1 protein-coding gene is annotated in these 406 nt (G+C 67.0%); it reads right to left on the reverse strand.

Features of this window, described 5'->3' with window-relative positions; genetic code table 11:
- The coding region (locus tag EJI01_RS28490) for a methyl-accepting chemotaxis protein (protein ID WP_260602748.1) at positions 1-406 on the reverse strand (406 nt) is incomplete at both ends.

A 406-nucleotide genomic window follows, 5' to 3' on the forward strand; every position in this document is an offset into this window, starting at 1 on the left:
GCCGCCGCTTCTTCGACCAATGCCGCGTTCTGCTGCGTCACCTGGTCCATCTGCGTGATCGCCTGGTTGATCTGCTCGATGCCCTGCGTCTGCTCGTGGCTCGCTGCCGTGATCTCGCCGATGATGTCGGTCACCCGCTTCACGCTGCCCACGATCTCTTCCATCGTCTTGCCGGCTTCGCCCACCAGTGCACTGCCGGCATCCACCTTGCCCACCGAGTCGTCGATCAGGCCCTTGATCTCCTTGGCCGCCGCGGCCGAGCGCTGCGCGAGGTTGCGCACCTCGGAGGCGACCACCGCGAAGCCGCGGCCCTGCTCGCCGGCACGCGCGGCTTCCACCGCGGCATTGAGCGCCAGGATGTTGGTCTGGAAGGCGATGCCGTCGATGACGCCGATGATGTCGACGA

The sequence above is a fragment of the Variovorax sp. MHTC-1 genome (assembly GCF_003984645.1).
Classification (GTDB): Bacteria; Pseudomonadota; Gammaproteobacteria; order Burkholderiales; family Burkholderiaceae_C; genus Variovorax.